The organism is Sodalis-like endosymbiont of Proechinophthirus fluctus, from assembly GCF_001602625.1.
In the GTDB taxonomy this organism is placed as follows: domain Bacteria; phylum Pseudomonadota; class Gammaproteobacteria; order Enterobacterales; family Enterobacteriaceae.
The window spans coordinates 135,159-139,977 of the sequence record NZ_LECR01000090.1; the positions used below are offsets into that span (position 1 = coordinate 135,159).

A 4,819-nucleotide genomic window follows, 5' to 3' on the forward strand; every position below is an offset into this window, starting at 1 on the left:
GCTGACCGCTATTATGTCGAACTGGCCCAGCCAGGTATGATCGAGTCATTGACGAAACGATCCCAATCCTGTGGCGTGACCGTGAACCCCGCCGAGAAATTAAAGTCGGTTACATCGCCGTCTTTTTCGATCAATTTGATATTGATAAGCCTCTCCGGCCCTGCACCACTTGTAAATGATTGGCGATGCCTAGATCGCTAAAAAGTAGTTGGAAGCCGTACTGATTTTCTTTTCCAAAAAACTGCTAACGGTCCACGTCGATGCCAAAATCATTCAGGACCTTGGCGACATTAATGCCTTTCAGCGTGCAGCCCGGCAGTTTGCACCAGATTGACTCCACCACGCTCGATTTCCAGGCAAAATCCTACCAAATCGTAAGCTAGATTTAGCGTAATCGTTACTATACACATCGGCTCATGCCTCTCCCTCCTCCCCGAGACCCGAGGCAATGGCCTCGCCTATTTCCTACAGTGCCTGTTCGGCATCATTGCCTTCAGTATTGCCTTCAGTGGCAAAGCGTAATTTATGACTTTTTTGAAGCCAAGCGCTATTATTTTCATCAAACTTTGTCCATTGGCAGGCTTTACTCTGCTGCCATCGAGATTGATAACGGTAACGGCGCTGTCAAACTGTTTGATCACGCTGGCCGGCGCCGTGCTTGCCTGGTCGGGTATGTAACCCATGCTCGTTACGCACCACAAATCTGACGGTCAGTTGATTCGCCTGCTCCGGCGCACTGCTAGAGCAGTAGCGCGGCGAGATAGTCCGGCAGCATTTGGTCGTCCGCCATCACCACTGTTATCAGCATCATGACCGGCACTCTATTATGAACGACGAGGATTACACCTATACATCTTCAAAAAAGATCAGATTGAAGATGAGTTGCTTTTTATCCCTGAGGGTGTATTCCCGACATGCAAAAGTGCTGACCATGAATAAAGCGCGGTGCTAGCGCTAAAGCTGCCACAGACCGTTGATCTGGATATCTTCGATACCACGCCGGGCATCAAAGGCGTCTCCATCAGCGCGCGTACCAAAACCGCCACCCTGACAACCGGTCTAGTTATCCAAGTGCCGGAATACCTTATCAGCGGCGAGCGTATCCAAATCCACATGGCGGAACGCCGCTATATGGGACGCGCCGATTAATCGGACTGCATCGGTTTATCACACCGCGCCGGCTAAACCGCAGCACATCAGCCAAGAGCGCTAGTCTGACTAACCCTAGCACAATGGTTAGCTTCCCCCCTCTGATGGCGGTTTAACGTGCCGGGCAGCGGGTAAATCGCCTGTACCCTTATGCTAATATTATCCTGACAAAAAAGCGTATTTACGCTACCCGGCTTGCCGAATTAACTTTTAATATCTACTATGTTAACAAAAAATTCACTTTCTCCTCAACCTTGCCACCTTGCCTTCGCTAGGAGCCTCTTCTACTAAGGAGGATAATCCATGCCAACTTCGCCTCATTGCTACTATCGGATCAGGTGCAGCAGCCGGGTTATGATCTACGATCGTCGTCGCCTTGCCGGCAGTATCGTCTGTATTGGTTTTGGCGCGTTTCACCGCGCTCACCAGGGAATGATGACCGACCTGGTACTTAATCGGTACGACGAAATCGGCGTGGTGAATGGCGTCCTGCTCGCCGACAACAGCGCGACGCTTAAAGAGATCTCCATGGCTGCATGTTCTGCGTTAATAGCCTGCTGGGCAATCAAGGCTGTAAGGCGAGCATCAAATCAGGGGCAGGGCTATTATGCCTGCGGCTGGATATTTGATAGTGAAACACAGTTCGATGCCTTGGGGCTGCTGGAATGGGCGCATCTGGCGCCGGTGGAACATATTATAAGGGGTGCTATGGGTGAGCGAAGGAACGCTACGGATAAACTGTTAGAGTAATGGACCTGCACAGCGAAACCTTGCCGCAGCCCTCCGGTGAGTGGCTGAATACAGCTTATTTATTCCCAAACCGCGGACCAGAATCTATTTTATATATATTATATATAAAATAGATTCTTATTTTATAGAAGTGTTTTGTCCATATCTTCCCTTCCTGCCATGGCGATGCTGAGCTTGCTCAGCATAGCGTTGTTTTCCTGGTTTCTTGAATGTGCATCACAGTTTCTGGTTCGCGCACTCGACAGCGGCATCTATGAATCATCAGGCGGTACGCTATCCGTTGTTGGCCGACTTTTTGGTTATTACCAATAATAACCGCGTCTTTGAGCTGCATTCATTGCTGGCGATGGCATCGTCTATCTGCGTGCCGATGCCGCCGGACGACGCCGCATACTGGCCATGATCTCATTGCTCTGGTGCTCAACCATCTGGGTCATCTGGTGCTGGTGACGCATGTCAGCCCATCACTCTATTTCAAATCTAAGCCCAGCGTCGTCAGCATCGCCCCTAACTGATCAAGATTCCTACCAAAGAATATTCAAGCGACAGCTTCCCTGGCGATCACGGCATGTTGATGATGATTTTCGCTGCCTTTATGCTGCATGCTGCATTTCTTTGACTGTAAATGGTTTTCAAGGCACACTGATTGTTATTTTCCTCTCGACGCCGAGGATCCTTATCGGCATGCACTGGTTCACTGATGTCGCGGTCGGGTTCACTGTCCATCTTTCTGGTTGTTTTTGGACTGTGGCTACCCCCCCGGGCGGCAGTTATGATGCGCTGGTGAATCGGCTTGAGCGCTATCTGCTGCGCACGGCGAAGTTCGGCCGACGTCATCAGCCACACGGATAAGAAAATATTATCCACCACTAACAAGTACCATCCCCGCCGCCGGGAAGCAGGCCTGTAGCCACGCCGCGCCACTGTGAGTGCAAGCCACACACGCAGCTGCTCTGCGCCAGCGTAGATTTCGCCTAAGGAATGCGATTATTCCCGCCATGCTATTCTATGCACGCTTACAAATAATTATTTCATTAAAATTTATAAGGTTACGTCTAATAATCCTCGCTCTCCTTTATTTATTCATTACAGTAACCTCAAATTCGCTCGACGTCCCGTCCGTTATTTTTCTATATTTGAAACTATTGTATGAGTGGATACCTCACACTTGATGAACGAGGTCTAGTCAAATAGGATCCAAAATTTAACGCGGTAAGCTGCGTCCGGGCAATTCGGTGTTGTTCCGCGCCGAGTCAACGGACGGGCCGCCATGTGGGTACTTATTGGCTAACGATCAATTTGTTCATGCGCCCACCACGCCAGCAGCGTGATGATTTCCAGCCTGAATGAGAGTTACTGGAAGCCACAATATCGCGAAGTCCGGCGGGTGCTTCCCAACGGGGCAAAGAGTTAATTTAGTTATTTATTGAATGTTCTAACTGCCTAAAGAGAGAAAAAATACCCGATAAGGCGGCTTTTTTATCCCCAATCAACCCTGCAGTAAATTAAATAATATATAAAATAATTATATTTAATATTTAAAATTAAATACTTTTAATTAAAAAATCCCTAATCGGCTACATCGCCATCGCCGCCCTGTCCCTGTAGTTTAATTATTTGGTAATTGTTGCCACAAAACCCCATTATCCCTTTTTTCATCCGGATACAGCAAGTGCTAATCGCTGTACAGCCGGCATATCCGCAGCGTTAAGCAGAATAATTCGCCTGATTCCGGCCAAGCGGCACAGGACGCGAAAAATACGCTCTTACCACGCTGGACCAGGATATTAGTCATGTTGGCCAATATTACCCGCCAGGCGCACTAGTGCCTGGCCAAAACAACTTCAGCGTGAGATCATGACGCGATGCTCAACAGTACGCTGAAGCGCTGTCGTTACCAGTTTCAAACGGAAATACCCCATAAAAATAGTTTTACTAGCAAGGGAGACAGGCACAGACGGCGGCTAGCCCTGGAGCCTCTCAATGCCTCTGCAACCACTGTTATGAATTAATCGGCTGACGGGGTTTTGTTTGCCCCACGCTGGTAATTCCGGTAGAATCCCTGCCTGCTTACTCGCAAGCAGGTTTATCTTGCCTGCTACTGGGTCGCCTGTAGCAGATTCAATTCCATGTTTTGAGAAAAATTATGTTAACTATCAACGTTGAAATCCGAAAAGATCAGGGAAAGGGTGCGAACCGCCGCCTGCGTCGCGCGAACAAGTTCCCGGCTATTATTTACGGCGGCGCTGAAGCACCAGTAGCCATCGAGCTGGATCATGATACCGTCTTGAATACCCAGACCAAAAAAGGCTTTTACAGCGACGTTCTGGCCCTAGTCATCGACGGTAAAGAAAGCAAAGTGAAGGTACGGGCGGTGCAACGCCATCCGTTCAAGCCAAAACTGACCCATATCGACTTCATTCGCGCTTAACGTACTACGTCGTAAGAAAACGCCGTATCGTGTGGCGTTTTTTTATCTCTACCGATAACAGCCCATTTTTCGGGCTATTTTATTCTAGGAGCTCTTCACATACGGCGCTAGCCGCGCAGTATTAAACGCCGACTACCGGAGCTTTCTCATGTTCACTCGTATCGTATCCAGCGAATTCACAACGGTTTTTTAAGTTTTCTCGCCAACCTTCTTTCTATATTTTGTGCTTATTTTATCTACCATCGAATCTTGCATCGCTTTACTTAACGAACCTGACCCTATCTCTGATTCGGTCAAGGATTCAACAAAAGCTGATCCCATTTCTTTAAACAGCTTTATAGGTCGCCACCGCGGCAAGAGTGCCAACTTGCCCCGACAACCGAACCTACCTGCCTCGGCGCCAATTTCAAGATTTTCAATAACCAACTCTGCCAATACTTTCACGACTGTCTCAACGTCCTAGCTAACGCTGTTTCCACAGCCGGTTCC

General features: G+C 48.7%; 5 protein-coding genes and 4 pseudogenes. 5 read left to right on the top strand and 4 right to left on the bottom strand.

The features are described from left to right. Together BG74_RS18475 and BG74_RS18480 are read right to left on the bottom strand one after the other, a co-directional pair. Positions 1 to 410 (bottom strand): annotated as a pseudogene (locus BG74_RS18475) (PfkB family carbohydrate kinase); the annotation flags it as partial. Positions 411 to 465: 55 nt separating this feature from the next. Further along, positions 466 to 744 (bottom strand): annotated as a pseudogene (locus BG74_RS18480) (HPr family phosphocarrier protein); the annotation flags it as partial. Positions 745 to 799: 55 nt separating this feature from the next. Between BG74_RS18480 and BG74_RS14495 the strand changes: the two are divergent. From BG74_RS14495 to BG74_RS14500, 3 genes and pseudogenes are all read left to right on the top strand, one after another. Further along, positions 800 to 1,149: pseudogene (locus BG74_RS14495) on the top strand (elongation factor P-like protein YeiP); the annotation flags it as partial. Between the two features lie 303 nt (positions 1,150 to 1,452). After that, the gene (locus BG74_RS19985; RefSeq protein ID WP_187202862.1) at positions 1,453 to 1,899 is read left to right on the top strand and encodes a hypothetical protein; all 447 of its coding nucleotides are present in this window, start codon (positions 1,453 to 1,455) and stop codon (positions 1,897 to 1,899) included. A gap of 253 nt (positions 1,900 to 2,152) precedes the next feature. After that, a complete protein-coding gene (locus tag BG74_RS14500; protein ID WP_187202863.1) occupies positions 2,153 to 2,302 on the top strand; it encodes a hypothetical protein in 150 nt (49 codons plus the stop codon). A gap of 158 nt (positions 2,303 to 2,460) precedes the next feature. Here BG74_RS14500 and BG74_RS14505 read toward each other — a convergent pair whose 3' ends face one another. Further along, entirely contained in the window at positions 2,461 to 2,775 is a 315-nt protein-coding gene (locus tag BG74_RS14505; protein ID WP_066598031.1) for a hypothetical protein, read from the bottom strand. A gap of 332 nt (positions 2,776 to 3,107) precedes the next feature. On the opposite strand from BG74_RS14505, the pseudogene BG74_RS18490 reads away from it, so the two are divergent. Continuing rightward, a pseudogene (locus BG74_RS18490) lies at positions 3,108 to 3,313 on the top strand (NlpC/P60 family protein); the annotation flags it as partial. A 732-nt stretch (positions 3,314 to 4,045) separates the two neighbouring features. Continuing rightward, positions 4,046 to 4,330, top strand: a complete 285-nt coding sequence (gene rplY / locus BG74_RS09290) for a 50S ribosomal protein L25 (protein ID WP_066598032.1) — start codon at positions 4,046 to 4,048, stop codon at positions 4,328 to 4,330. A 189-nt stretch (positions 4,331 to 4,519) separates the two neighbouring features. Here rplY and BG74_RS09295 read toward each other — a convergent pair whose 3' ends face one another. Further along, positions 4,520 to 4,765: a hypothetical protein gene (locus BG74_RS09295; protein WP_187202864.1), complete on the bottom strand. Its 246-nt coding sequence runs from the start codon at positions 4,763 to 4,765 to the stop codon at positions 4,520 to 4,522. Positions 4,766 to 4,819: the final 54 nt, after the last annotated feature.